This is a genomic window from Achromobacter anxifer (assembly GCF_903652925.1).
Lineage (GTDB): Bacteria > Pseudomonadota > Gammaproteobacteria > Burkholderiales > Burkholderiaceae_B > Achromobacter > Achromobacter anxifer.
Map to the genome: position 1 here is coordinate 228,022 of NZ_CAHLAR010000007.1, position 25,134 is coordinate 253,155.

The window sequence follows — 25,134 nt, forward strand, 5'->3', positions numbered from 1 at the left end:
TCGCTATGCCAGAGATGCAGCAGGGCGCAATGTTGCGGGAAGAGCCGGCCCGTGTGCGCGCGCCAAGGCCCGACGCGGCCTCGGGCACCGCCCGGGACATGCTGCGCATGATGTCCGAAGCCGGCGTGCCATGCCTGCTGCTGGCCCGCGATGGCACCATCCTGGCCGCCAGCGACGCGTGCTCGCCTCCCGCCGATATGCTGGCCGGCCACAGCGCCGCCGAGATCTATCGCCTGGCGCAGCCATTGGCGATGGGCCAGGGCGCCGTCGATGCCATCTACCGGGGCCGCGACGGCGCTCGCATCCCGGCGCAACTGGTGCCGCTGTGCGCGCTGGAAGGCGGCCAGCTGATGGTGCTCTTCAACGACGGCCTGCCGTTCCGGCAAGCGGAAGCCTCGCGCTTCGAACACACGCCTTACGCCGTGTTCCGGCTGGATCTGAGAGGCATGGTGCACTATGCCAACCCCGCAGCCTGCCGCATGCTGGACGCCGAATTCGACAAGGTGCGCGGCATATGCCTTAGCCATTACTTCCGCGCCGACGACGAAGCGCGCGTGCTGGACGCGATCGAGCGCTGCCGCGAGAACCGGACAGGCGATGCCACGGCGACCGCGAACGTCGCCTTGCGCGACGACGTCTGCGGCGAACGCCCCTTCCAGCTGATGCTGACGCCCGACCCCGCGCCCAACGGCGAACTGCTAGGCGTGATCGCCATCATCCAGTCGCGGGCGCTGGAGTCCGCACGCGATGAAATCCGGCGCATTGCGCTGGACCCGGCCATCAGCGAGTGGCGCGTCAAGCTGGATCTCATCCTGGAACAGATCCGCCCCTTGGTGCCGTTCGAACATGCGGTGTTCGGCATCTACGACAAAGGGGTGTCGCTGTTCCGCGCCATCGCGGTGCGCCCCGAAGGCGTGCAGCTCTGGCCGGCGCGCTGGATGGACCTGCCGCCCGCGATCAGATCGTTCCTGGATTCCGGCCAGACCTGGATCGAGGAAATGGAACAGTTCGTCAGCGACCAGCGCTTCGAGCCGGGCGACGAGGTCGTACGCTGCTACCGCGACATGGGCATGCAGTCCAGCGTCACGCTGCCGGTTACCCGCCCCGGCGGCTACAGCGCCGCGCTGAGCCTGTGCACGCGCCAGCGGGCCCAGTATGGCCAGCGCCACCTGGACATGCTGCGCGCCCTGGACCTGGAGCCGGTGCTGATGCGCTTCGAAAAGGAACGCGACGACGAGCGCGCCGCCTTCACCGAATCCCTGCGCAAGACCATCACGAAAGCCGCCTCATTGCGAGAAGCTGCAGACAAGATCGTGCCCATGCTGGCGCAGTTCTTTTCCTGGGACTACGTGGCGCTGTTCCGCGTGAACCGCAAGGAAGGCCGCTTCGAGATCGTGACCCAGCACAGCCGGGCGCCCGAGTACGCGCTGCCCGCCGACTACCTGCAACCCATCGAACGCGGCATGCTGGGCCAGACTTTGCGCCAGCGCCGGCTGCTGGCGCTCGACGACGCGGGCGAACCGGACGACCCCAGGAACGACTACACCGGCCCGCCACGGCCGCTGCGCTCGGCCATGACCGTGCCGATCCGCCTGAACGGCCGCATCCGCTGGCTGCTGGACGTGGAAGCCTCCGTATCGCATGCCTTCAAGGGGCCCGACGCCATAGATCTGCTTGAAATCATCGCATCGCTGGAAAAGGGACTGGATCAGCACCTGCTGCGGCAGACCAAGCGCAGCCTGATGGCCGAGACCGAACAGGCCGTCATATTCGTCGGCCGCGAAGGCTCCATCATCGAAATGAACCGCGTGGCGGCCGACATGTTGGGCACCGAACCCGGCAGATGCCAGGAAGGCGAGACGCCAGTGCTGCTCACGGAATTCACCCTGCAGGACGACGCCGCGGCGCAGGCCTTGCTGAGCACCGAGGCCAGCGTCAGGCGCGAACGCATCGAGCTGCGCGACGCGGGCGGACAGCCGCGTTCAGTGCTGGCCACCCGCACGGACCTGGACCCCAGCCTGGACATGTCGATCTGGTTCTTCACCGATATCGCGGACATGAAGTGGTCGCGCGACATGCGCTTCCTGCGCGAAACCGTGGCTGAGATCGCCGAACAGACCCGGGCCTCGCTGGCGCTGGCCTGCAGCCTGACCACGCAGACCGCCCTGCTGCACGAAGACGCGGCGCGCGGCGCAGAGTCCGAAGCCATCGTCGGCCGGGCCCACGACCTGAGCCAGCGCATCGTTGCGGAGATCGGCAAGGCGGACATCACCTTCGAGCGGCTCGCCAGCGCCAGCGAGGCGCGGCGGCGAGCGTCCACCGGGCATGAGCGCCTGGCGCTGCACAATCTGCTGGCGCGCATCATCGCCGCCTTGCCGGCACGCGACCAAGGCCGTATTGCCGTCCTGAGCCAGGCCGGCCCGGACGGCGGCCCCGAGATTTCCGGGGACGCCGGCTCGCTGTCGGCCGCCTTGCGGTCCATCCTGGCCTATCTGCTGCGCTGGCGCAGCGACGAAGCCCACGTGGAGATCGCCATTGAAGACTCGCCGGACGCATGTTCGATACGCCTGGGTTTGAGCGCCAGCCAGGCCTGGGACAGCAGTACGCGCGCGCACGCCGTTCCCGACGACGCGCTGCTGAACGCGGAACGAGCCGCGCATGACGGCGCGGGCCTGGCCATCGCGCAGATACTGCAAGCCATGCATGCGCACGGCGGCACGCTGATCACCGAGCCGCCCCTTTCCGAAACCGCAGGGCCGCCCGCGCAGGCCTATGAATCGCTGCTGCCGCCGTGGCGCTCGTTCGAGCTGCGCTTTCCGGCCCGGTCCCGCTGAGGGAGATGGAGATGGAACACCCAGCCCAGACGATTCACTGGATCCTGCTGGCCAGCGGCAGCGACACCGAAGAAGCTTGCTGGGCCGACCGCATCCAGCAACTGGCACGGCATGAACAGGCGTATCCGCTGATCAAGCCCTTCATCGGCGCAACATTGCGCCGCCAGTCCACCCTGGAAGGCGCCCGGCAGGAACTCGAACAAGCGACGGCCGCGCCGGGGCTGGTGATCGTCGACGCGGCCCTGGCCTCCCGGGCCGGACAGGGAGAGCCTGGCGCCAACGCCGTCGAACTGCTGAACTGGCTGGCCGAACGCGCGCCCCTGCCCGTCCTGGTGGTCACGGAGAACCCCTCCGAGGCCGTGCAGCGCTGCGTGCTGGAGCGTTCCGAGCGGCTCATGTGGAGCAACGAGATCGGCAGCAAACGCGACGGCGGAGCCGATCTCGCGGCCGTGTTGAATGACGTGGCCGCGGCCACGCACCATCGGCGGCTGATCATCGAAGTCGCGGAGAAATCTGCGCGCTACCGCATCCAGTTCGGCCCGCACGACTTCCAGTCGCCCGAGAAACCCTATAAAAGGCAGCTCCACATCACCTCGCTGATCAAACGGGTTGAAAAATTCTCTCCCTACCTGGACGACCAGAAAGTGCAGGACTGGCTGGATTCGCTCGGTACGCTGGGCTGGGAAGCCTTCGACGTCATGATTTCCGACACACTGGGCTCCCCCATCGCCCCCCTGATCCAGCGCGCCTGCGATCAGGAGCACATTGCGATCGGCGACGGGCTGTCATGGATGGACCTGCGATTCGACTTCAACCTCACCGACCCGCAAAGCGCGGCGTTCTTCAGCCTGCCGTTCGAAATGAGCTGCAACGCCAACTTCGAGGCCAACAACCGCCGCTACCTGTGCCTGCGCGTGCCAATGGCCAGGCGTCTGCGCCTGGAGGGAATGAGCCCCGCCGGCGACTGGAGCCCGGCCAGGCTGCGCCCGGCCGGCCCGCTGCGGCTGCTCTTCATCGGCGCGAATTTCAGCGGCACGATCTCATTCCAGCCGGAAGATGGCGGCGCCGACCTGCCCAGCGTCACCTTGCCCTCGCTTGGCTCCATCGCCGATGAACTCGCGAACCTGCGGTCCCTGGCCAAGGCCCAGGCTGGCCGCCTCGTGATCGAAGAAGCGCCCGCGCTGACGGGCTATGCATTGCAGGACTACCTCGAAGAGGAAGTGAGCCGCGGCGGCTATGACATCCTGCATTTCTCCGGGCACTCCACCTCTATCCGCGACAGCACCATGCTGGTGTTGCCGGGAGAGGAGGAGGGCAAGGGCCTGCAACTGTCGATCCGCCTGGTGGGTTCATGGATGAAAAAGGGCAATTGCAAGCTGCTGGTCCTGTCCTCGTGCAAGGGCGGCTCGGTACGCACTGCGCTGGAAGTCATGCGGGCGGGCGCCATGGGCGTGCTGGCCTTCCGCTGGCAGGTCGAGGAAAAATCCTGCTCCCGCTTCATGAAGCGCTTCTACGCTGCCTATTTCGATCCGGCCAACACCCAGGGATTCGCGGAAGCCTACCGGCAAGCCTGCGCCGGCGCGCACGACGAAGCCCGGGGCACGCCCACCTGGGCTTCCGCGCTGGCAGTAGTGCGGGACTGACATTCATACCGGAGTCGACATGGCCAATTCCCTATTCGGCATGCTGCGCAAGATCGGCGACCTGGGCAGCCCGGCCGATGGCGCCGGCGCCTTGATGGCAACCGTGCCCGCCGGCCGCAACTACTACGCCGAAATCGACGCGCCGCCCGACGGCGCGGCCCCGGCCGGACAGGGATTGAACGGGGAAGCCTTCGTCCCCGGACAATGCTATTTCAGCGTGCGCATGGTGGAAATGCGCCTGACGGACGCCAGCAATTGCATCGCCACCTTCCTGCCCCTGTGCGCGTTCTTCCTGCGCTACACCGAAGCCGGCGCGCAGCGCGAAATCCCCTACGTGGTCGGCTATGACGCGATCCAGCAGGCCATGGGCGCGGCGGCGCCGCAGGCGGGCGCGGGCAAGGTGGTGTTCCGCGACGTCTACATCGCCCGCAACGTGCCCTACAACAGCGACGGCCTGGAAATGTTCGCCGCGCTATGCCGCTTCAGCGACAGCAGCCTCACGCGCGGCGTGCTCGACTTCGTGGCGACCGCCGTCAGCATGTTCGGCGGCGCGGTGGGCGGTGCCGTCGTCAAGGCCGGAGAGGGCTTGCTCAAGCCCTTGAGCAAGCTGTTCGGCACCGATGGCGTCAGCATCCGCTTCGGCGTCTTCGACGGGTTGGCGCTGCGCCGCAGCGGCTATCGCGTGCTGGCGGGCGCCGATACCCAGGACAGATTGCAGGGCCTGCAGCTGGTCGACGGCGTATTGCACCGCCAGGGCCAGGGCGGCGCCCTGGAGCCCGTCAACGACGTCGACTACATGGTGTTGGCGTTCGAGCAGCGCGCCACCCTGGGAGACGACATGTTCAGCGCCGCAGCGGCCCTGCCATTCCATCGCAAATGGATGGAGACGACCGCAGCGCTGCTGAACGACAACGCCATCGCGGCCAAGGCCGCCTTCCAGTCGCTGGCGGTGGACATCGCGGGTTCACCGCTGCTGATCGAGAAGGACCGCTTCGCGCTGCTGGCCGCCTATGCCAGCGAAAGGGAAAAATGGAAAGCGAAGAAGAAGGCCTTGAAGTCCGCGTCCAGCGACGGCGCCGGCCAGAACATCGCGGCCGCCGTGGCCGACAGGCATAAGGCCGCCGCCGGCAGGAAGAGCCCCGTCGCGGAGCCGCTGGATGCCGCGAGGCGCGTGCTGGCGAGATCGGCCGCCGCCGGCAAGCCTGCCGACCCGCAGTCCGATGCGTCGCTGGCACAGTCGTTCGCCTCGCTGCTCGACGCGCTGGAACCCGCCGCGGCCGGCAAAGCCGGCAAGGCCGGCGCCGCGCCCGCGGCCTTGTCCGGCGCCTCGCGCGAAATGCTGTCGGCCATCCTGGCCGAAACGGCCTAGGAGCGGAGCGCTACCTGAGTACCAGGGTCGCGCCGATGACCTTCATCGTCGGCATCAGTTGGCGCCAGGCGTCCTTGGGCATGGACGCCGGCCGCCGCAGTTCGGCGGCGGCAGGATCGTCCAGCAGATTGCCCTTGCAGGCGAACACGATGCTGTTGGTCATGTCGTCGTCCACCACTTCGAACATGGATGATCCGAACGCTGCCCGCACCCGGTCCATGTATTCGTGATGGTCGGGATGATTCACGTGGAAGTTGATCACCAGAATGCCGTCGTCGCGCAGGGCCCGGTAACAGTCGGCATAGAACTCCGCCGTACACAACGGCCCTGGGATGCCGCCCACCCCAAATCCATCCAGGAAAATCACGTCGGCATGATCCTCGATGCCGCGCAGGTACGCGGCCGCATCGGCCTGTATCACGCGGAACCGTTCACCGTCCCGCGGCACCATGAAGGCGTCGCGCAAAGCGATGACTTCGGGGTCGATCTCGACCACCTCGACCGCGCTGCGCGCCAGGTAGCGGTGGCAGAACTTGGGCAACGATCCGCCGCCCAGCCCCACCATAAGGATGCGGCCGGGCTCCGGATTGAAGAGCACGAAGCCCATCATCATCCGCGTGTATTCCAAGTCCAGCGCATCGGGATTGAGCGTGGACATGCTGCTCTGGATTTCCTGCTGCGTGAAATGCAGCGTCCGTGTGGTGCCGGAGTCCCGGACAAAGGGCTTTGGGCTGGCGGCCGGCGCGCCGGATGGCGCCGTGGCGGCGGGAAGGTGAACGTCGTCGGACATGAAGCGCTGCGTATTGCGGGGAAATACGCAGAAGATACCATTGCCCGGCCCGGCGACGCCCGCGCCTCCTCAGATCAGCAGCACCGGGCAGGGCGCCTGCGCGACCACGCGCGCACACACCGAACCCAGCAAGGCGTCCAGGAAAGGCCCCCGGTGATGCGAGCCCATCACGATGGCCGCCGCGCCGACCTTCGCCGCATGTTCGACGATCTTGTCCGGCGTGTGGCCCGTGAGTTCGTGGCATTCGAAGCCGACCTTGCCCGCGCGCAGGATATCGACCACGGACTGCATCGCCTTGCCGCTCTCTTCGTGATGCCAGGCGTCGATGTCGGCCTGGCCGATGAAGGCCTTGACCTCGCCGGTCACGTCGGGCTCGCAATGCACCACATGCACCAGGAAATCCCGGTTCAGCAAAGGGCCGTCGGCCAGGTAGCGCGCGGCATCGTCGCTATGGCTGGAACCATCGGTGGCAAGAATGATCGTGTTCATGACAGATCTCCGGTTGGTGACACTCAGCCCTTGCGGCGCGCGGCTTTCGCCGCGGCCCTTCCAGGCAGGATCAGGCTGGCGCCCACGGACGCCAGCAAGATTAGGCCCACGGCTCCCAGCGACCATTGCACCGGCAGGTGGAACCACGGCGCGGCCAGCATCTTGCCGCCGATGATGATGAGCACGGCGGCAAGGCCGTGCTTGAGGTAGCGGAAGCGTTCACGCATGTCGGCCAGCAGGAAGTAAAGCGCCCGCAGGCCCATGATGGCGAAGATGTTTGACGTGAAGACCAGGAACGGGTCGGTGGTGACGGCGAAGATGGCGGGAATGCTGTCCACGGCGAACACCACGTCGCTCGCCTCTATCATCAGTAGCACCACGAACATGGGCGTGGCATAGCGCAGGCCACCGATGCGCACGAAGAACGACTCGCCGTGATAGTCCTTGGTGATGCGCATGGACGAACGCAGCAGCCGCACCAGCGGATTGCGCGCGATGTCCGGCTGATGATCGGCGTGGGCCAGCATCCTTATTCCCGTGAACACCAGCAACAGGCCGAACACGTAGAAAAGCCAGTCGAAGCGCGATAGCAGCCACACGCCGGCCAGGATCATGCAGACGCGCATCACGATCGCGCCCAGCACGCCGTATAGCAAGACCCTGCGCTGCAGTTCCAGCGGCACCGCGAAGTAGCCGAAGATCAGCGAGAAGACGAACATGTTGTCCACCGACAGGGACAGCTCGATCAGGTAGCCGGTGTAGAACTCCAGCGTCTTGCGGTGCGCCACGGCGCGGCCCAGGTTCGCGTCCAGGTACCACCACAGCAGCCCGCCGAACAGCGTAGCCAACGCGATCCAGACGCCTACCCAGCACAGCGCTTCCCGCGGCGATACGCGGTGCGCATGGCGGCCGCCCAGCACATACAGATCCAGCGCCAGCACGACCAGCACAAACCCGACGAACCCCGCCCACATCGGCATGGTGGCAAAGGTCTCGACCTGACTCATCAGGACCTCCCGCCGCCCCGGCGGACAGGCCGGCGGCAGCTCGTACACAAGGCGTGTACGAGACCAGTCTAGGCCTTCATGATTCGCCGAACAATTCGCCAGGAACGAAATGACGTTCAGGTTTTTTGGAACCGTCCGAACCCGCGCGCAAGAGCGCCCAACGCCTCGCTCAGCCCAGATACTCCACGTTGCCGCAGACCGATATGCTCTGGCCGCTGATGAGCGCGCCCTCGTCCGAACACAGGAAAGCCACCTGGTTGGCGACATCCTCGGGCTGGGTCATGCGGCGCAGCGATACCTTCTCCACCAGTTGCTCGCGCATGGCGTCGTTGCTCACGCCGCCCGCGGAGGCGCGCGCGGCGATGATCCGCTCCACCCGGTCGCCCGCCACCACGCCGGGCAGCACGGAGTTGACGCGTATGTTCGACGGCCCCAGTTCCATGGCCCAGGTCTGCGTCAAGCCGGCCAACCCGAACTTGCTGGCGCTATAGGGCGTACGCAAGGAAAAGCCCAGTCGGCCCGCGACGGATGAGATATTGACGATGGACCCGCCGCCTGCCGCCCGCAGCAATGGCACGGCGCTGCGCGCGCACAGGAAGGTCCCCGTCAGGTTGACGTCCAGCGTGCGCTGCCATGCGCCCAGCTCGGTGTCTTCAAGCCGGTTGGTCGGGCCGGACACGCCCGCGTTGTTGATGAGCGCATCGAGCTTGCCCCAGCGGCCGGCCAGTTCGCCGAACATGGCCAGGACCTGCGCTTCGCTGGAGACGTCCGTCACGCTGGCGCTCAGACGGGGATGGGCGGCAAGGGCGGCCTCGCAAGCCCGCTCGTCCACGTCGCAGACATGCACCTCCGCGCCCGCGTCCAGGAACCTGCGCGCGATCGCCAGGCCTATGCCTTGTGCGCCCGCCGTGACGAGGACGCGTCTGCCCTGCAATGAATTGCTCATGTCATCTCCATCTCAAAGCGCGAATTCCGGCCGGATTCCGCTTTTAAGCGGCAGGCCCATGATCTCCCGCGCCTCGGCGGGCGTGGCGGGCTCCATGTCCATCTCCCGGATGATGCGCACGATGCGCTCGGTCAGCTGGACGTTCGAGGCCAGCTCGCCATGGCGGTAATACAGGTTGTCCTCCAGCCCGACCCGCGCATGGCCGCCCAGCAGCAGCGCGGCGATATTGGCCTCCAGCTGCGCCGGTCCGATGCCGCTGACGCAGAAGATGCTGTTGCGCGGCAGCAGGTCCACCATCATCTGCAGATGCCGGACCGAGAACGGCATGGCGTTCTGGAAGTTGCGGTGGACGTTCATCACCAGGTTGATGAAATGGGGGCCTTCGTCCAGCCCCTCGTCGATCAGCGTCGTCGCGTCCTGCAGGATGTGCGTGGGGCTGAAGACCTCCCACTCGGGCTTGATGCCGCGCGCTTGCATGCCGGCGGCAAGCTCGCGAGCCTTGGAGAGCGGCGTGTTCATCAGGTATTCGCGGTCGCCGAAAGCCAGATTCAAGGTGGTGGCGTCCAGCGTGCACATCTCCGCGCCGGCGTCCATGCCCTTGAGGCGTTCCTCCCACAAAATCTCCCAGGTGCCTGGCGTGGTCTCCTTGACCATGTCGCCGTGCACCCCGCCGCCGGTGGAGTTGTTCAGCACGATATCGCAACGGTCGCGGATGAGGCGGTTCATCTGCCGGTAGACCGCGGCGTCGCAGGTGGCCTGGTCGTCGGCACGGCGCGCGTGCAGCGCCACCACGCTGGCGCCGGCGTTGTAGCAGCGGTACACGTCCTCGGCGATCTCCAGCGGCTGCGTGGGCAGGTGCGGATTCTGGCTCTTGAAGGCCATGCCCCCGGTCGGGGCGATGGTCACGATCACTTTGCGTTTGGCCATGGTGTTCACTTCCAGAGCGCGCAGCGGCTCTCTTCCTTGGTGGTGAAGGCTTGGTTGCCGTCGATGGTCTGCACGACGTTGAAATAGTCCCAGGGCTCCTTGGACTGCTCCGGCGTCTTGACCTGCAACAGGTACATGTCGTGCACGACCCGTCCATCCGGCCGCACCACGCCGTTCTTGATGTAGATGTCGTTCAGCTTGTTTTCGCGCAGATAGGCCAGCACGCGGTCGGCGTCGTCGGTGCCGGTGGCCTTGACCGCGCGCAGGTATTGCAGCGCCGCGGAATAATCGGCGGCCTGCAGCGACGAGGGCATGGCCTTGCGGCGCTCGAAGAACTTGCGGGCCCAGTCGCGGGTTTCGTCCGAGGCGTTCCAGTACCAGCTGTCCGTCAGGTACATGCCCTGCGCGGCCGGTAGCCCGATGGCATGGATGTCGTTGATGAACATGATCATGCCCGCCAGCCGCATGGTCTTGGTGATCCCGAACTCATTGGCCGCCTTGATCGAATTCGTGGCGTCCGCGCCAGCGTTCGCCAGGGCCAGGATATCCGCCTTGCTGCTTTGCGCCTGCAACAGGAAGGACGAGAAGTCGCTGGCCGATAGCGGGTGCCTGACCGATCCGACCACGGTGCCGCCGCCGGCCTCGACGACCTTCGTCGTGTCCGCCTGTAAGGCGTTGCCGAAGGCGTAATCCGCGGTCAGGAAGTACCATTTCTTGCCGCCTGCCTTGACCACCGCCGCGCCGGTGCCGCGCGCCTGCGCCACGGTGTCGTAGGCGTAGTTCAGGGTATAGGGCGTGCACTGCTCGTTGGTCAGCGCCGGCGCGCCCGCGCCCACCACGATGATGGGCCGCTTCTTGTCGGCCGCCACCTTGGACATGGCCAGCGCCGTGCTGGAATTCGTGCCGCCGATCAGCATGTCCAGGCCCGCCTGGTCGAACCATTCGCGCGCCTTGGCCGAGGCGATGTCCGCCTTGTTCTGGTGGTCGGCCGTCAGCAGCTCGATCTTCTTGCCATTGATCTCGCCGCCCATCTCCTGGATCGCCATCTTGATGGCTTCGGCCCCGCCGGGGCCATCCGGCCCCGAGTACACGCCGGACATGTCGGTGATGAAGCCGATTCGAATAACATCGTCTGAGATCTGCGCCTGGGCGGCAGGGGCGTGCAACAGCGACACGGCCAGGCCGCAGGCCATGGCGGTGCGGGACATCATGCCTTGCGTGGGCAACATGCCTGTCTCCTCTTGTTGGTTTTGGCGTCTGGGGCCTCGACTATTCTGGCGCTGGCGCCATGGCGCGGACAGTCATCATGGTGACAAAGCGCCCTAGGGTTTACCTCAGCGGCGCTTCAACGGCTAGGAAGGAGGCACACATGCGCGAACGGCTTGCCGACGCCCGCGACGAACCCTTGAGCGCACGCCAGCGGCGCGCGCAAGGCGCGGTGGACAAGATGCTCGACGTCGTCCCCTGGTACAAGGGTTTGCCGGAACTCGAACGCGACCTGATCCGCGCCGAATTGCGCGTCGTATCGCTCGCCGCCGGCGAGTTCCTGTTCCGCGCGGGCAACCGCTCGCCCGGATGGTATGGCGTGGTGCAAGGGCTGGTGAAATGGTCCTCTCCCGGCGCCGACGGCAAGTCCTTGTCTCTCGCTGGATTCAGCACCGGCAGCTGGTTCGGCGAAGCGACAATGATTCGCCGCGAGCGGTTCGAATACGAGGTGGTCGCGCTCAGGCCCAGCCAGATCGTGATACTTCCGCGCGAGACCTGCGAGCGTCTCTGGAACAACAACATCGAGTTCACCAAGGCGCTGATGATGCACCTGGCGCAGCGCGTGGATTGGCTGATGAGCAGCTTCACATCCAACGTGCTGCTAGACGTCGACACGACGGTCGCGCGCGCGGTCGCCGCGCAGTTCAATGCGGAGAGGCATTCCGGCACGAATGGACGCCTGAAGGTTTCCCAGGAGGAAATCGCGGGCCTGTGCGGAATATCACGGCAACGCTGCAACGCGGCGCTTGCCAGGCTGGCCCGCGCGGGCGTATTGGAAACCTACTATGGCGGGCTGGCCATCCTCGACGTGGAAGAATTGCACAGACTTGCCAAGGTCAAGAAGAACGCCTAGAAAACCGGGACCCACGGTATAAAAAAGGTGCCGGTCGGAACAGAAATTCTGTCTTTTCGTCCGATGGGGACAAATCTATGTTCGCACGCGAAGCGTTCAACGGCTTGTTCTGCATCAAGACCTGGCTGGAGATCTCATTGCCCGGGCTGCCCAGGGATCAGGCGCTTGCCCTGGTTCACGAAACAGAGACGATCTGCCCGTACTCCAAGATGGCAGACCAGGGCATTGCCTCGTCGGTGCATCTCTGCTGAAAAGACAAGCGGCTCCTCGTGCGGGAGCTTCCCGTGGCCACGCATAGGACGCCCAAGGCTCCTACCCATGCCCGTTCAGCGTCTGTGCCCTTTCCAGGCGTATGCAATCGTCGCACCCACGGCGCAGCAGCACAGCAATAGGTCCAGCCGCTGCCCTAGTCCCGCCAGCACCAGCGCCCCTCCCAGCAGGTTGTAGTAGAACAGGCTCAGGATCGCGCCGGCCGTGCCCGCGGCGCTGGCATAGGCCCGCAGCGCATGCGCCAAGATATTGGGGATGGCGATCGCGTAGGCCGCCGCGATCAGGGCCATACCTATCAGGAACGCGGGGCTTCTGATCAGGACGGCGACCAGTCCGGCGCCCAGCGCCAGCAGCACGATACCCAACAGCACCAGACGCCCGGAGCCGCAGCCCCGCCGCAGCAAGGCCGCGTTCAGGAATGCGCCGCACAGCGAAGCCAGGGCCAACGCCAGGCCGCTTTCGCCGAAGCCGATCCAGGCATCCTCCAGCCGTTCGAAAAGAAACGGACCCAGTTGGTAGTAGCCGAAGATCGCCAGGTTGAAGACGGCGATCAGCGCCGCGCTGCGCCAGATCGCGCGGTCCTGGAGCATGGCGCGCAGGACCGGCCAGAATGGGCGCGCGGTGATGGCGGCTGGGCGCGTTTCGGGCCAGCAAACCAGGCTGGCGCAGAACAACAGGATGGCGAGTAGAACCAGCGCGGCGAAGACGCCCTGGACGCCGCCATGCGCCGCGATCTGCTGTCCGGCGTACATGCCCGCAGCCGGACTCACCGCCAGGGCGATCCCGAGCATCGAAAAGACACGGGCCAGGGCCGATCCCTGGTAGCCGTCGCGCAAGGCGGTCTGCGTTACGATGGAGCCCGCCGCCGCACCGAAGGCGGAGATGAGGCGGGCCGCGAGCAGTTGCGCAAAGCCGCCTGCGATCATTGCCCCTCCCGCGCCCAGCGCGTACAGCGCCAGCCCGGCAAGCAACGCCGGCCTGCGGCCCCAGAGATCGCAGGCACGGCCCCAGGCCACCACGCCCAGGGCAAAGGCCACGAACCAGAACGACAGCGTCTGCGCCGCCTCTTCGGGCGTGGCGCGATAGGCGTGGGCGATCAGGGGCAGGGCGGGGCTGTACAAGGTTTCCACGATCTGCGGAAAACTCAGCAGCAGGATGACCAGCAAAAGAGGCGGGCGGCGAGACATGGCGGCATCGGTAAACGGAGAGCCCGTTTTTTATCCCGCCGCAATCGGACCCGTTATAGGCAAACAGACAAGAAACATCGGAACTCGGACAAATGGCCAGGCTTGCACCCAGCGACGCTTTCAACCCCGACACAATGGCGCAGCCGGTGACGGGCATCGCGTCGCGCCTGGTACGCCATGATTCCGGCTTGCACCGGCACGAACGGGGCCAGTTGCTGTTTGCCCACGCGGGTTCGATCCGCCTCGCCATGCCCGGGCTGATCTCGGTGCTGCCGCCGATCCGCGTGGCCTGGATTCCGCCTGGGGCCGAGCACCGCGTCCGGATCCATAGCGAGGTCGAATACCGTTCTATCTATCTGGACCCGGCCCGCGTCTCCCCGCCCGCGGCCGGGCCTGCCATCCTGTCCATGACGCCGCTGCTGCGCGAGGTGTTCGAACGCATCAGTCTGGAGCCGTTCGACACGGACTGGTCCCAGGGCGCTCCGCGCAACCTGCTGGCCGTCTGCATGGACGAACTGCGCGCGGCGAAGCGCGAACCCATGCTGCTGCCCGTGCCCACGGACCGCCGCCTGGCCGCGCTGGACCTGGAGGAACTGCCGCCCGAACTCGAAGCGCTTTCGCGGCGCGCGGGCGCGAGCGCCCGCACCATCACCCGGATATTCCAGCGCGAGACCGGCATGAGCTATCAGGCCTGGCGGCAACTCTGGCGCCTGCTGCACGCGGTGGATCTGCTGGCCTGCGGCCGCAGCGTGACCTCGGTCGCCTTTGACCTCGGCTTCGCCAGCGACAGCGCGTTCATCGCCTACTTCCGGCAGATGACGGGCGAGACGCCGGGGCGGTATGTGCACAGCGAGCGATGAGCCGCGATGCCGTCCGCGTCCGGCGCAAGCGAGCTAGAGACTGGCGCCCCCATCCACCACCAGCATCGCGCCGGTGACGTAGGCGGCCTCGTCCGAAGCCAGGAAAAGCGCGGCGTTGGCGATATCCCAGGGCGAGCCTTGCCGCCCCATCGGGCAGCGCGAATCGCGGAACTCATGGCCCTGGGCGGCTTCGTCCTGGTTCGAATACAGCGCGTCGGCATGCGGCGTGCGTATCATCCCGGGAACGATGCAGTTGCAACGTATCTGTTCCGCCGCGTACTGGCGGGCGATCACACGGGTCATGTGGTTCAGCCCGGCCTTGGCCGTGCTGTACGACAGGAACTGCATGGGACTCCACTTCAGGCTTGCGGTGGATGAAACGTTGATGATCGCACCGCCGCCGCGTGCGCGCATGTGCGGCAGAACGGCTCGGGACATCGCCATCGAACCGCGCACGTTGACCGCCATCACCTGGTCCCACTCATCATCCTTGACCTGCAGCAGATCCCCTTGGATCTCGATGCCCACGTTGTTGTGGAGTATGTCGATACCGCCGTGGTTGCGGATGACCTCGGCAACCACTTCCTCAATCCGGGGCGTGTCGATGACGTCGAGCGCCAGGGCGGCCGCGCGGCCGCCTTCGGCGCGGATCAGTCCCGCCGTTTCCTGCGCCGCCTCAAGCACCCGGTCCGTACAGACGACCAGCGCGCCCTCGCGCGCAAACCTGAGCGCACAGGCGGCGCCGTTGCCGACCTGGTCCGCCGCCGAGAACGATTTCTTGAGAGTCCCTGCGCCCGACACCAACGCAATTTTTCCTGCCAGCCTCATGTCGGCTTCCTTCAAGATGAATGACGTTGTCAATCGCGGGTGAATTCCGCACCGCCCTTCGGCCGGATATAGCGCGGCAGCGGCAAGCCCGCCTTCCGGGCGGCTTCCAGGATAGAGTCTTCGATTGCGCCGGCGTCGCGGATGTTGGCAAACGCGCCTTCGATGAAGTTGATGTTCGCGCCGAACACGACCATGAAACCCTCGGCAGGCTCGGTCGCGTCCTCGGGCACGGAGAATGTGTGCACGGAGCCGCCGGGCTCGTAGAGGTAGCTGCCCGCCGTCTGCGGATCCCCGGGATATTCGAGGTAGTTCCATTGCCCCTTGGTGGTGAAGAAATGCACCACGCCGGTGTGGAAATGGGTAGGCAGCCTGGTGCCGGGCGCAAACTTGCCATACAGCACCCAAACGCCATTTTCCCGATCCAGGAACAGCGGCACGATGGACGACCCGGGCGCGGCGCCGGGCAGTTCAATGCCATCCTTGATATTGACCGTCAACAGACGGTCCTGATGGGTTGTCGCATAAGGCAGGGACATGAGTACTCCTTGGTCGATCAGCCAGGTGGTGCGCAGGATTCGCGCAGGATGAGTTGAGTCTTGATGACGATGCGGTCATTGAGGGGGGGCTGGGCTTCGCGGTCCAGGCTCTTCAAGGCCAGCTGCGCCGCGCAAGTTCCCATGACTTCGAGATCCCAGCTCAGCGATGTGATGGTGGGGCTGAAGAGCTGGGACAGGTCGGTGTCGCCGATGCTGATAACGCTCACATCCTGCGGCAGCGAATAGCCGCCGTGACGAATGGCTTGCAAGGCGCCCGACAGTATCCGCGTGCCCAGGCACAGAAACGCGGTGGGACGTTCGGCATACGACAACAGGGACATCGCTTCCGAGAAGGCGAACTGCATGGCGGAATGTTCGGCCCGGATGAGCGCGGGATCGGGTTCAATGCCGCGGGCCTCGAAGGCCCTGCGGAAGCCGGCGATTCGCTCCTTGCCGGTCCTGAGCTCCGTGCCCGGCGTCAGCAGCGCGATCCGGGTATGGCCCAGGTTCAGCAGGTACTGCGCGGCCTGGAAGGCGCCGGCGGCATGGTCCACCACGATGCCCGCCGAGCCGGTTCCAAAGTCCCGGTCCAGCGCAACCACCGGCACTTCTTTCGCCAGTTTTTCGATCAGTTCGACGGACTCGCGCTCGCAAGGTCCCAGGATCAGCGCGTCGACGCGCCGGCCGCGGAAGATTTCGATCAGCGACGCTTCCCTTTTTCTCTCGTTGCGGGTACTTGCCACCAGCAGCGAATAGCCCTCGGCTTGCAAGGCGGTTTCCGCGGCGGTGATGATGCGCGCGTATAACGGGTTGGCCAGGTCGGACACCAGCAGCCCGATGACCCCTGATGACCGGGTGCGCAGGCTGCGCGCGACCACGTCCGGCTTGTAGTTGAGGTCGCGCACGGCCTGGTTGACGGCGGCGATGGCGGCGTCGCTGACCCTGCCGGTGCGATTGAGCGCGCGCGACGCGGTGCCGAGCGAAACGCCTGCCTTTTTCGCAACGTCCCGGATAGTGATGCGGTCTTTCATGCTGAGCTCTCTGCCTGTAGCGAAGTGGCTAACATACACCGTCCTCCGGCCAGGCCCGCGGATTACGAACGCGCGCGGATCGGGTGCTCGCCATCCCAGTCCTCGCTTGCTTTCCTTATCTCCGCGAAATACTCGCCCTTGCCCCCTTTCATTTCGGATAGCTCGATCATCCCACTGGGAAGATCAGGGTGCAGAAAGTACGCGAAGCGGCCGCGCAGGCCCATTCTTCCGGCATGGCCTTCACGGTATCCGCTGCGCAAAAGGCGATCCGAGTATTCATCGAAGTCATGCATCGTCCAGAACGCGATGTGTTGCGCGCATTCCCCGGCACGCTTCAAGGAATCGAGATACAGGGATGGCGCATCGTCGCGTTGCTGGATCAGTTCGATCTGCAGATCCCCTGAATTGGCCAGGGCGATAGAAAGCCGCGGCGGCCGGGATTCCGCGCCGTAGTAGCGGAACTCCGTGGTCCCGACCTCTTCCTTGTAGAACCAGGGTCCCACGCCCAATACCCCGGCCCAATGCGTCATGGCTTTTTCTATGTCCCGCACCACATAGCCCACCTGGCGCACGCCGTTGAAGAATGTACTCATTGCCGCTTCCTCTCAGTTCATGTGGGCGCCGCCGTTGACGTCCAGTGTCGTGCCGGTCACATAGCTGCTCAGGTCGCTGGCCAGGAACAGGCAGGCGCCCGCGACCTCGTGGGGCCGTCCCGCCCGTTGCAGCGGCCAGATCCGGGCCGCCTCGTCCTTGCTCTGGTCCGATCGTCCGGTACGGGAGAAATCCGTGGTGATCAACCCCGGCGCGATCGCATTGACCCGGACGTTGCTGGCGCCCAGCTCCTTGGCCAAGGCTCGCGTCAGCCCCTGGACGCCGGCCTTGGCGGCGCAATAGTGGGCGCCGCCGAAGACGCCGCCGCCGTTCTGCGCCGACAGGGACGAAATGCTCACGATGCTGCCGCTCGCGCGTTCGACCATGTAGGGCACGGCCGCCTGGCTCAGGTTGAAGACGCCCTTGAGGTTGACCCGGACGACACGGTCGAAATCCTCTGCGGCAATATCCCGGAAGATGGCCTTCTGCGTAATCGCGGCATTGTTGACCAGAATGTCGATCCTGCCCCCCGACCAGCGCGCGACCTCACGCACCGCCGCGGCGCATTGCCCCGCATCGCCCACGTCGCAGTCCAACGGCAGCACGCTGGCGGCGGCCGCGCCCAGATCCTGCGCGCCTTGCCTCATCTGCGCCCCGTCCAGGTCCAGCAGCGCCACCCGGGCGCCATGCTCCAGGAACAGCCGGGCCGTGGCCCTGCCTATGCCCTTGGGATGCGCGGCGCCGGAGATGATCGCAACTCGGCCATCAAGCAGTTTCATGGGGATCTCGCAGCATGGATATGGAGGAGGGAGCGGCGCTCACTGCGGCGGGATGCCGGCGTCCTGGGCCACGGCTTTCCAGGCCTCGATGTCCGCGATGCTGGCCTGCGTGTGCTTGGGACCGGACACGTAATGCGCCGTGATCCCCAGGGCCAGCAGCTTGTCGGCGATGTCGGGCTCTTTCAGAACCTTTTCCAGGGTCGCAGAGAGCTTCTGCACGATGGGGGCCGGCGTTTCGGCCGGCACATACATGGCCCAGTTCAGGTCCCGGTCGAAATCTATGCCTTGTTCCTTGTAGCTCTGCACGTCCGGCACGCTGGGCGAACGCTTGGTACAGACAGCCAGCGCCTTCACCTTGTGCTGCGTGACCATGGGCGTGGCCGTCGCCATGTCCACGAACCCCAGATCGACGTGACCGCCGATGACGTCCGTGATGACCTGGGGCGTGCCCTTGTAGGGCACGTGCTCCATCTTCAAGCCGCCTTTCTGCACCATGACTTCGCCGCAGAAATGGCCGGTCGATCCTATGCCCCAGCTGCCGTACTGCACCGGCGCCTTCCTGGACGTCGACAGCTTCCTGAGCTCGGCGACGTTGTTCGCCGGAAAATCATTGGCGGCGATCACCATGATCGCGGAATTCCCTATCGCTCCCAGCGAGATGAAGCTCTTGATGGGATCGTAGGGCAGCGACTTGTACACGGCCGGCGCAAGCACGTGCGTGGTCATGCCGCCGATCGTAATGGTGTAGCCGTCCGGCGCCGACCTGGCGGCCGAGGCGATGCCTATGGTGCCGCCGGCGCCGGGCTTGTTCTCCACGATGACGGGCTGTTTGAGTTCGGTGGCGAATCGCTCGGCAAGAATGCGGCCCAGCGTGTCGCCGCCGCCGCCCGCGGAGAAAGGCAGCAGCATCCGGATGGGATGGTCGGGATAGCCATCGGCATGCGCCGCGGACGACGTGAGTACTGCCAACAACAGTGCTGCCTTGGACAACATTTTCATTTTTTGTCTCCTCTTGGGCATTCGCCGGCGGCAGCGCTGGATCAGGCTGCAGGACGGATTTCTTGTTTTCAGTACGGCAACAACTAGCCTGGCGCCGCCTCCTGAACGGCGCCAGGCCAGGCTTTACAGCAGCCCGAGAGAACGCAGCTTGGCGTTCTGACAGGAGTACGGCCTTTCACAGATGATCTTGTCGGAATCGGGCGCGAACTCGAATGTCGCGGCCATGCGCACCCGGAAGGTCCTGCCGGTAGGCTCGTAGGTCTTGCCGTCCACGCTGAACGGACCGGTGTGAGTGCCGGAAAGCCAAAACTCGACCAGCACCGTATCGGTACCCTCGGCAGCGGCAATGGCGATGATCTCGTTCTTCAAATCGGGAAAGGACGCGCGCGACGAGAGGAAGTAGCCCATCACCTGGTCCGTGCCGTCAAAGGTTGCGCCGCTCGAATGCATCTCGTAGCGAGGGTGCTCGAACGTGTCGATGACCTGGTCCCATTCCTGGACACATTCCAGCGCCATGTGATCGATCACGGTCTGCACGCGCGCCGCCTGGAGTTCCTTGCCCATAGCCTGCCCTTTTGATGTTGTGGAAACGTTTCCACAAATTATGCATGCTTTTCTATTGGGCTATACCTAGGGATTTCCATATGAGTGCGGGAACGATTTATTTCCGACGCACGATGCTGAGCAACAACTGAAGCAGCCGGTCGGCGCTGACCTGGCCGGCATTGCTTTCCAGCCTCAAGCTGTATTTCAGATATACAAGGCTTAGGCTGTTAATTTGAAATACACAATATGGTTTGCTGTCTTTTCACAAATCATGGTTTGTATTTCGAAAATACAAACCATGAACTGTATTTCATGGAAAACACCCGCTTTCCACTTGCCTGGGCCGCCCGGCCCCCGCGAGCCGCAACAACCGCCTGAAGCTCAAGACCCCGCGCAACCCGACCCGATCCTGGACGCGGGCAAGGGCGTATCCCCCGACGTGTTCCCGGCGAACTTGCGGATCTTCTCCGCCAATTCCGGCGTCGGCTTCTCGTAGCCATAGCAGTACGGCGGCGTCGGAGCCGACTCGGGGCGGTAGTCCTGCAGCACCGGCTTGGCGTCGCCCATGTACAGGTTGTCCTTCAGGCGCAGAAAGGCCTTGAAGTCGCGCGTGTAGCCGTTCTGGGACTTCAGTTTCTCGTAGGCGCCGCGGTCGGATTCGCCGTTCTCCAAAGCGCTGCGCTTGGCTGCGGTGGGGATATAGCTGCAGTAATTGACGTTGACGCCTTCCACCGTCGGGAAGAACTCGGGCTCGACGCATTTGCGCTGCGCGTCGTTGTTGAAAATGTTCCCTTCGACAAAGGCCTTGGCCTCCAGGCTGAAACTCATGCCATAGAAGTCCCAGTTTTCCAGCAGATTGTTGAACAGGTGGAAAGTGCCGAACTGCCCCCTGGGATTGCGCTGCACGGTATTGAAGAAGTAATTGTGATGCAGCGTCACCCGCGCGATCGAATCGCGCTCGTAGTTCTCGAACAGGTTCTTGGAGGTGATGTTGTTGAGCAGCATGACCTTGTTCGAGTTATGGAACTTGGTCCATGAGATCGTGACGTCGGTGGAGCCGTTCTTCACGTTGAGCAGCCTGTCGGACATGCGCGACAGGTCCATATGGTCGACCCACACGTCGCGGCTGCCGTTGGCCACGTTCACCGCTTGCGTCAGCCGGTTCAGGCGTCCGTCTATCGTCAGATGCGTAAGAATGACGTTCTGGCTGCCGTATACGCCGAACCCGTCGTCGATCAGGGCGACGCGCTTGCCGCGTCCGTCTATGGTCGTATTCGACGGCACGCGCAGCTGCGAATTCAGGACGATGGTCATGTCGGACGCGAAACGGATCCAGGTGGGCCCCTTCTTGGCCTGCGCCAGCGCGGCGCGCAGCGTTCCCGGACCCGAGTCCTGGTCGGACGTGACGTCGATGAACTTTCCGCCCAGTCCGCCCGTGGCCTTGGCGCCGTAGCCCTCGCGCTGCTGCAGCAGCGCGGAAACGGCAGCGCAGCGCTCGTCCGGCCGTTGGCAGGACTCGTTGGCGGCGGCAGCGGCGCTGTACAGCATGGCCGCGGCCAGCAGCCAGCGCATGGTCTTGATTCCTGACTTCATCGCATTACTCCCTATTGCTGCACGGACCGGTCCGCGGGCGTCACATGGCGCCAGATTCCGCCGCTCAGGCGCAGGTTCTCGGGCGGTCCGGCCAGGTGTTCCCTGAGCCGTTCGAAATACGCCTTCTGCCAACGCTGCGAGTACGCCTCGGCATCCTCGCCGGGCTCGGCCGCGGGCAACATCGCCAGCGTGTAGGCCACCTGGCCGTTCTCCCAGCGCGGCGCGTAGAACACCGAGGGCACGCGCATGCGATGCGCCAGGTGCGAGGCGAAGCCGGAATACGTCACTTCCTGCCCTTCGAAGCGCGTGCGCGGCGCGGCGGGATTGGCCGCGCCGTCTAGGGCCAGGCACAGCACATAGCCGGAAGTCAGCGCGCGCATGCAGGCCTTGGCGACCTGCGCCTCGGTCTGGTCCGCGGTGGAGATCAAGGCCTCGGAATAGCTGCTCTGCGCGATGTTGGGCGCGGTCGCGAGCCAGCGCGACGGGATGCCCACCAGTTCCAAGGCCATGAGGCCCGCATACATGGGGCCGACGTGCGCAGTGGCCACCACCACGCCCCGGCCGGCCGCCAGCAACGGCGCGAAGAAACGCTCGCCGGTGTCGAGTTCACCCAGCACCTGCATGGCTTCCTCGACGTTTTCCTCGCGGCATTCGAGCCAGTCGAACAGCAGGTGATCCACCAGATGGCCCCAGCGCGCGCGGCGTTCCCACTGCGCGCGGTCGATGCTGGTGTCGCCGCGCATGGCCCAGGCCCAGTCCAGCCGCGCCTGCGGGATCGGCGTGGTATCGAGCCGTTCCTCCAGCTGCGCCAAGGCCTGCTTGAAGGTGGCCGGCAGCCGTTCGCCGCGTTGCGCGATGTATTTCCCGAACAGCGCCTCGGCCTCCTGCCTGCGCCCGGCCTGCGACAGCGCGCTGATGGTCGCGCGCTGCCACAGCGTCTTTTCCGGAGATTTCTCCAGCAGATGCAGCATCTGGTCGGCGGCGGCGTCGTACTGCAGCGTGTAGCGCAGCGCGCGCGCGTAGAAGGCCCGCGTCTGCTCCAGCTCCGGCGCCAGGTCGGTGGCCTGCTTCAAGGGCTCCAGCGCCTCCTTGTAGCGTCCGGCGCGCAACAGGGTTTCGCCATGCAGCGTGAGCAGTCTCACGTCCGCGGGCGCCGCGCTCAAGCCTGCCTCGAAATGCGCCAGGGCGTGCGTCTTGCGGTCTTCCTCGGTGCCGCGCCGCAGATGCGCCAACCCCAGCGACGAGCGCAAGGCCGGGCAGTCATGGCCGGAATTCAACGCCCCCTCGCCGAACTGGATCGCCGATTCCACCCTGCCGTCTTCCAGCAAGGCGCGCACGGCCATGGTCGCCACGCGCTCGTTCGGCAGCTCGCCGGGGTCCAAGGCCGCAGCGGTGGCCGCCGCCTCGGCCGCGTCGCCGTTGCGCACGAACGCCAGCATCCAGGCATAGGCCTCGCCGGGTTCGCGCCGGGCCAGCTCCATGGTGGAGCGCGCGACCCCGGCGGCTTCAGCCGTCCGCCCGGCCTGCACGCGCAGCTGGATGCGAGCGGCATGCAGCGCCGCGGCCTCCGGTTCTATATCAGCAGCGGCGTCAGCCTGCGCGATGGCGCGGTCCCATTGCTCGGTGCGACCGAAGAGGCTGGCGAGCAGGCGGCGTTCGTCGGCGCGTGCCGGGTAGACGGTGACCAGTATTTCCAGCGCGGCGATCGCAGGCGCGAGCTTGCCTTCCTTCACGAACGGCGCCACCAGCAATCGGCGCGCGTCGCGCCAGCCATCCCTGGAATGGCGCAGCGCCGACTCGAGCGCGACCATTTCGCTCATGGGATCGGCCGCGTCATGGATGCGCTTGATGACATCCCGCAGCCGGGCCGTGGCATCCGCCTCGGCCGGACGCTTATCGATGACCGTATCAACCATGACGCAGCCCCCTCAACAAAGCCATCGCCACGCGCGCGATGAACATGAGCACAAAGCCCAGCGCCAGCGCCTGCAGCAGCAGCATCGCCGTGCGCGGACTGCTGGGACGGTCCGTGGGCACCGGTTGCGCGATGATGGACAGGTAGCGCTGCAAGCGCAGGGTGTCCGTCATGGCCTGCTGGTAGGTCTGCTGCGCCAGGGTCAGGTTCGAATCCGCAAACGCCTGGGTATTGCGCAGCGCCTCGTACGACTTGAGCTGTTTCGCTTCCGTGTTGCCGTCGCCGCTCAGGCGCTGGCGCACGCCGGCCAGCCGCTTCTTCAAGGTCGCAACCTGCATCTCGGCAGGCTTGAGCATGAAGTGATCCTTGTTGCCCAGCGCGCGGATCTTGTCCAGATTGATCTGCGCGTTGCTGAGCTCCGCCTCCAGCTGGCTGGACAGGTTCAGCAGCATGGCCACCGTGGCCGTCGGATCAATGTTGCCGTGGGCGGTCCGCCACGCCGTCAGCGCTTCGCGGGCGGCCAGCGCCTTCTGCTCCGCCAGCTTCATGGATTCCTCGCTCACCTTCAGCTTGTCGGCCACGCCCTTCTCGTTCATGGTGCTCACGAATTCCTCCGCCAGCCCGATGAGCGCCTTGGACAGCAGCGCCGCATCCTCCGAGGAAAACGCGCTCACGCGCAACACGTCGATCTGCTCCAGCGCGTTGAAGGAGACTTTGACCGAGGCCTGGTAGGCGCGATAGAGATCGTCCTCGCTGGAATCCTCGGACAGGTGATTCACCGGGTCCATGCCGCCGCGGATCAGGTACTGGCGCAGGCCGACCTTCCGGTCGAGCTGCTGCATGGCATCGCGCGACTTGAGGAAGTCGGCCACTGCCCAACCGTCGACGAAGCCGCCCAGCATGCCGCCCGCATTGCCCGTGGTCAGCAGGCTTGCCGCGGCGCCGCCTGCGCCCTGCTGGCCGGAGGCCGACTGCACGAAGAACCGCGACTCCGCCTCGTAGCGGGGCGTGGCGATGCAAAGCGCATAGACCAGGGCGCATGCCACCGGCGCCAGCACGATGAGCGTGTTGATCCAGCGGTGGCGGCGCCGCTCGCGCAGCGCCGACTGCCGTTCGCGGCGGCGGCGTTCGATCTCGGAGCGGGCCTCAGATGCCGATTCCGCTTTCCTCGAAGCCGCTTCCGAAGACGTCGTCGCCTGCGCTGCCGGATTCGCTCCTTGATCGTCTCGGGGGAAACTTGCGGATGCACTGGTCGAGGTCGTCTTCGATGCTGAGTGCGCTTCGTTCATAAATCAAGCCCTTGAAGCAATAGTCCGCCAACTGATTCTGGCGGTAACTGGAGAGAATGAGGGTCCGGCCAACCAGCCGCTCTTCGAACAACGCCAGCCACAGGCGGGTGAAGCGGCAGGGTTCGAAGGGAATGGCTCCTTCGATCACGTAGACGTCGAACGCCGGCGCCAGCGCCAGCGCGAACGAAAACTCCTGCCGGATGTAGAGCGGCCAATGTTCCATGGGCCGGGCCAGGCATTTGGGATCGCTGATCAGGTCCGCGACCAGTTCGTGCGTCGCCTCCGCGTCGATCTCGTACATCTCGCTGACGAAGTCGATCATGCTCAGGCCGTTGGCCTTGCCGCGGATGAAACCTTGCCGGCCTATCGCCCAGGAGACATTGCCGTCGTGCTTGACGAAGCCGCTCCTGGGCGGACGCAGGCAGCACAGCACGTCGACGATCTGGCGATGCATTTCCGGCGCGGGCGACAGCAAGGCGTAGCGCCCGACGGGTATGTCGAGATCGACATTCGAAAGCAGCGCCTGCCTGCTTCCAAATGCATAAGGTTCATCGGTGACGCCATTGAGATGGATCATCTTGCTCCC

Annotated in this window: 24 protein-coding genes; 6 read left to right on the forward strand and 18 right to left on the reverse strand. The window is 65.4% G+C overall.

All coding sequences use genetic code 11. The features are described from left to right. The first annotated feature begins 5 nt into the window (after window positions 1-5). The 3 genes from HWY37_RS22560 to HWY37_RS22570 are packed head-to-tail and all read left to right on the forward strand — an operon-like array spanning window position 6 to window position 5,846. Complete coding sequence (locus HWY37_RS22560; RefSeq protein WP_176089897.1) at window positions 6-2,834, forward strand: PAS domain-containing protein; 2,829 nt, start codon at window positions 6-8, stop codon at window positions 2,832-2,834. A gap of 11 nt (window positions 2,835-2,845) precedes the next feature. After that, window positions 2,846-4,477 (forward strand): CHAT domain-containing protein, encoded by a 1,632-nt coding sequence (locus HWY37_RS22565; RefSeq protein WP_175207846.1) that lies wholly within the window; start codon window positions 2,846-2,848, stop codon window positions 4,475-4,477. A gap of 19 nt (window positions 4,478-4,496) precedes the next feature. Further along, window positions 4,497-5,846, forward strand: coding sequence for a hypothetical protein (locus HWY37_RS22570; protein ID WP_176089898.1), 1,350 nt, complete (start codon window positions 4,497-4,499; stop codon window positions 5,844-5,846). 10 nt (window positions 5,847-5,856) lie between these two features. Here the strand turns inward: HWY37_RS22570 and HWY37_RS22575 are convergent, their stop codons facing one another. The 6 genes from HWY37_RS22575 to HWY37_RS22600 form a co-directional block, all read right to left on the reverse strand. Then, window positions 5,857-6,636 carry a fused MFS/spermidine synthase gene (locus HWY37_RS22575; protein WP_175207844.1) on the reverse strand — a complete coding sequence of 260 codons (780 nt, stop codon included), beginning with the start codon at window positions 6,634-6,636 and terminating at the stop codon, window positions 5,857-5,859. A 69-nt stretch (window positions 6,637-6,705) separates the two neighbouring features. Then, on the reverse strand, window positions 6,706-7,125 hold the full coding sequence (locus tag HWY37_RS22580) for a universal stress protein (protein WP_175207843.1): 420 nt from the start codon (window positions 7,123-7,125) through the stop codon (window positions 6,706-6,708). A 23-nt stretch (window positions 7,126-7,148) separates the two neighbouring features. Beyond that, complete coding sequence (locus HWY37_RS22585) at window positions 7,149-8,132, reverse strand: TerC family protein (protein ID WP_176089899.1); 984 nt, start codon at window positions 8,130-8,132, stop codon at window positions 7,149-7,151. Between the two features lie 169 nt (window positions 8,133-8,301). Further along, a complete protein-coding gene (locus HWY37_RS22590; RefSeq protein WP_175207841.1) occupies window positions 8,302-9,078 on the reverse strand; it encodes an SDR family oxidoreductase in 777 nt (258 codons plus the stop codon). Between the two features lie 12 nt (window positions 9,079-9,090). Further along, window positions 9,091-10,005 (reverse strand): beta-keto acid cleavage family enzyme, encoded by a 915-nt coding sequence (locus HWY37_RS22595; protein WP_176089900.1) that lies wholly within the window; start codon window positions 10,003-10,005, stop codon window positions 9,091-9,093. A 5-nt stretch (window positions 10,006-10,010) separates the two neighbouring features. Further along, entirely contained in the window at window positions 10,011-11,234 is a 1,224-nt protein-coding gene (locus HWY37_RS22600) for an ABC transporter substrate-binding protein (RefSeq protein ID WP_246302378.1), read from the reverse strand. Window positions 11,235-11,374: 140 nt separating this feature from the next. On the opposite strand from HWY37_RS22600, the gene HWY37_RS22605 reads away from it, so the two are divergent. Both HWY37_RS22605 and HWY37_RS22610 read left to right on the forward strand, forming a co-directional pair. Continuing rightward, the gene (locus tag HWY37_RS22605) at window positions 11,375-12,124 is read left to right on the forward strand and encodes a Crp/Fnr family transcriptional regulator (RefSeq protein WP_246302379.1); all 750 of its coding nucleotides are present in this window, start codon (window positions 11,375-11,377) and stop codon (window positions 12,122-12,124) included. Between the two features lie 77 nt (window positions 12,125-12,201). Next, window positions 12,202-12,375: an OsmC family protein gene (locus tag HWY37_RS22610; RefSeq protein WP_175207839.1), complete on the forward strand. Its 174-nt coding sequence runs from the start codon at window positions 12,202-12,204 to the stop codon at window positions 12,373-12,375. Between the two features lie 75 nt (window positions 12,376-12,450). On the opposite strand, the gene HWY37_RS22615 is transcribed toward HWY37_RS22610, so the two are convergent. Next, on the reverse strand, window positions 12,451-13,581 hold the full coding sequence (locus HWY37_RS22615) for an MFS transporter (RefSeq protein ID WP_175207838.1): 1,131 nt from the start codon (window positions 13,579-13,581) through the stop codon (window positions 12,451-12,453). A 92-nt stretch (window positions 13,582-13,673) separates the two neighbouring features. On the opposite strand from HWY37_RS22615, the gene HWY37_RS22620 reads away from it, so the two are divergent. Continuing rightward, window positions 13,674-14,441, forward strand: coding sequence for an AraC family transcriptional regulator (locus tag HWY37_RS22620; RefSeq protein ID WP_176089901.1), 768 nt, complete (start codon window positions 13,674-13,676; stop codon window positions 14,439-14,441). 33 nt (window positions 14,442-14,474) lie between these two features. Here the strand turns inward: HWY37_RS22620 and HWY37_RS22625 are convergent, their stop codons facing one another. The 11 genes from HWY37_RS22625 to HWY37_RS22675 form a co-directional block, all read right to left on the reverse strand. Next, window positions 14,475-15,269, reverse strand: coding sequence for an SDR family NAD(P)-dependent oxidoreductase (locus HWY37_RS22625; protein WP_175207836.1), 795 nt, complete (start codon window positions 15,267-15,269; stop codon window positions 14,475-14,477). 29 nt (window positions 15,270-15,298) lie between these two features. Next, window positions 15,299-15,805 (reverse strand): 2,4'-dihydroxyacetophenone dioxygenase family protein, encoded by a 507-nt coding sequence (locus tag HWY37_RS22630; protein ID WP_176089902.1) that lies wholly within the window; start codon window positions 15,803-15,805, stop codon window positions 15,299-15,301. Window positions 15,806-15,822: 17 nt separating this feature from the next. Continuing rightward, window positions 15,823-16,836 (reverse strand): LacI family DNA-binding transcriptional regulator, encoded by a 1,014-nt coding sequence (locus HWY37_RS22635; RefSeq protein WP_176089903.1) that lies wholly within the window; start codon window positions 16,834-16,836, stop codon window positions 15,823-15,825. A gap of 62 nt (window positions 16,837-16,898) precedes the next feature. Continuing rightward, entirely contained in the window at window positions 16,899-17,429 is a 531-nt protein-coding gene (locus HWY37_RS22640; RefSeq protein ID WP_176089904.1) for a VOC family protein, read from the reverse strand. Between the two features lie 12 nt (window positions 17,430-17,441). Further along, complete coding sequence (locus tag HWY37_RS22645) at window positions 17,442-18,206, reverse strand: SDR family NAD(P)-dependent oxidoreductase (protein ID WP_176089905.1); 765 nt, start codon at window positions 18,204-18,206, stop codon at window positions 17,442-17,444. 39 nt (window positions 18,207-18,245) lie between these two features. Continuing rightward, complete coding sequence (locus HWY37_RS22650; protein ID WP_175207831.1) at window positions 18,246-19,205, reverse strand: Bug family tripartite tricarboxylate transporter substrate binding protein; 960 nt, start codon at window positions 19,203-19,205, stop codon at window positions 18,246-18,248. A 123-nt stretch (window positions 19,206-19,328) separates the two neighbouring features. Next, complete coding sequence (locus HWY37_RS22655; protein WP_175207898.1) at window positions 19,329-19,769, reverse strand: ester cyclase; 441 nt, start codon at window positions 19,767-19,769, stop codon at window positions 19,329-19,331. Window positions 19,770-20,132: 363 nt separating this feature from the next. Then, complete coding sequence (locus HWY37_RS22660; RefSeq protein ID WP_176089906.1) at window positions 20,133-21,344, reverse strand: pectate lyase family protein; 1,212 nt, start codon at window positions 21,342-21,344, stop codon at window positions 20,133-20,135. Window positions 21,345-21,355: 11 nt separating this feature from the next. Next, window positions 21,356-23,260 (reverse strand): Vi polysaccharide transport protein VexE, encoded by a 1,905-nt coding sequence (locus tag HWY37_RS22665; protein WP_176089907.1) that lies wholly within the window; start codon window positions 23,258-23,260, stop codon window positions 21,356-21,358. After that, complete coding sequence (locus tag HWY37_RS22670) at window positions 23,253-24,317, reverse strand: KpsE/RkpR family capsule polysaccharide export protein (protein ID WP_246302380.1); 1,065 nt, start codon at window positions 24,315-24,317, stop codon at window positions 23,253-23,255. The genes HWY37_RS22665 and HWY37_RS22670 overlap by 8 nt, the downstream gene beginning before the upstream one ends. An 88-nt stretch (window positions 24,318-24,405) precedes the next feature. Next, a complete protein-coding gene (locus tag HWY37_RS22675) occupies window positions 24,406-25,125 on the reverse strand; it encodes a P-loop NTPase family protein (RefSeq protein ID WP_176089908.1) in 720 nt (239 codons plus the stop codon). Between the last annotated feature and the right edge of the window lie 9 nt (window positions 25,126-25,134).

Bases quoted from the DNA above. Each gene is read 5' to 3' on its own strand.
- HWY37_RS22635 (WP_176089903.1), bottom strand. From the start codon at position 16,836: ATGAAAGACCGCATCACTATCCGGGACGTTGCGAAAAAGGCAGGCGTT.
- HWY37_RS22645 (WP_176089905.1), bottom strand. From the start codon at position 18,206: ATGAAACTGCTTGATGGCCGAGTTGCGATCATCTCCGGCGCCGCGCAT.
- HWY37_RS22660 (WP_176089906.1), bottom strand. From the start codon at position 21,344: ATGAAGTCAGGAATCAAGACCATGCGCTGGCTGCTGGCCGCGGCCATG.
- HWY37_RS22675 (WP_176089908.1), bottom strand. From the start codon at position 25,125: ATGATCCATCTCAATGGCGTCACCGATGAACCTTATGCATTTGGAAGC.
- HWY37_RS22615 (WP_175207838.1), bottom strand. From the start codon at position 13,581: ATGTCTCGCCGCCCGCCTCTTTTGCTGGTCATCCTGCTGCTGAGTTTT.
- HWY37_RS22665 (WP_176089907.1), bottom strand. From the start codon at position 23,260: ATGGTTGATACGGTCATCGATAAGCGTCCGGCCGAGGCGGATGCCACG.
- HWY37_RS22600 (WP_246302378.1), bottom strand. From the start codon at position 11,234: ATGTTGCCCACGCAAGGCATGATGTCCCGCACCGCCATGGCCTGCGGC.
- HWY37_RS22595 (WP_176089900.1), bottom strand. From the start codon at position 10,005: ATGGCCAAACGCAAAGTGATCGTGACCATCGCCCCGACCGGGGGCATG.
- HWY37_RS22620 (WP_176089901.1), top strand. From the start codon at position 13,674: ATGGCCAGGCTTGCACCCAGCGACGCTTTCAACCCCGACACAATGGCG.
- HWY37_RS22585 (WP_176089899.1), bottom strand. From the start codon at position 8,132: ATGAGTCAGGTCGAGACCTTTGCCACCATGCCGATGTGGGCGGGGTTC.
- HWY37_RS22605 (WP_246302379.1), top strand. From the start codon at position 11,375: ATGCGCGAACGGCTTGCCGACGCCCGCGACGAACCCTTGAGCGCACGC.
- HWY37_RS22655 (WP_175207898.1), bottom strand. From the start codon at position 19,769: ATGGGCAAGGAACTCCAGGCGGCGCGCGTGCAGACCGTGATCGATCAC.
- HWY37_RS22565 (WP_175207846.1), top strand. From the start codon at position 2,846: ATGGAACACCCAGCCCAGACGATTCACTGGATCCTGCTGGCCAGCGGC.
- HWY37_RS22570 (WP_176089898.1), top strand. From the start codon at position 4,497: ATGGCCAATTCCCTATTCGGCATGCTGCGCAAGATCGGCGACCTGGGC.
- HWY37_RS22650 (WP_175207831.1), bottom strand. From the start codon at position 19,205: ATGAAAATGTTGTCCAAGGCAGCACTGTTGTTGGCAGTACTCACGTCG.
- HWY37_RS22625 (WP_175207836.1), bottom strand. From the start codon at position 15,269: ATGAGGCTGGCAGGAAAAATTGCGTTGGTGTCGGGCGCAGGGACTCTC.
- HWY37_RS22560 (WP_176089897.1), top strand. From the start codon at position 6: ATGCCAGAGATGCAGCAGGGCGCAATGTTGCGGGAAGAGCCGGCCCGT.
- HWY37_RS22610 (WP_175207839.1), top strand. From the start codon at position 12,202: ATGTTCGCACGCGAAGCGTTCAACGGCTTGTTCTGCATCAAGACCTGG.
- HWY37_RS22580 (WP_175207843.1), bottom strand. From the start codon at position 7,125: ATGAACACGATCATTCTTGCCACCGATGGTTCCAGCCATAGCGACGAT.
- HWY37_RS22630 (WP_176089902.1), bottom strand. From the start codon at position 15,805: ATGTCCCTGCCTTATGCGACAACCCATCAGGACCGTCTGTTGACGGTC.
- HWY37_RS22590 (WP_175207841.1), bottom strand. From the start codon at position 9,078: ATGAGCAATTCATTGCAGGGCAGACGCGTCCTCGTCACGGCGGGCGCA.
- HWY37_RS22640 (WP_176089904.1), bottom strand. From the start codon at position 17,429: ATGAGTACATTCTTCAACGGCGTGCGCCAGGTGGGCTATGTGGTGCGG.
- HWY37_RS22575 (WP_175207844.1), bottom strand. From the start codon at position 6,636: ATGTCCGACGACGTTCACCTTCCCGCCGCCACGGCGCCATCCGGCGCG.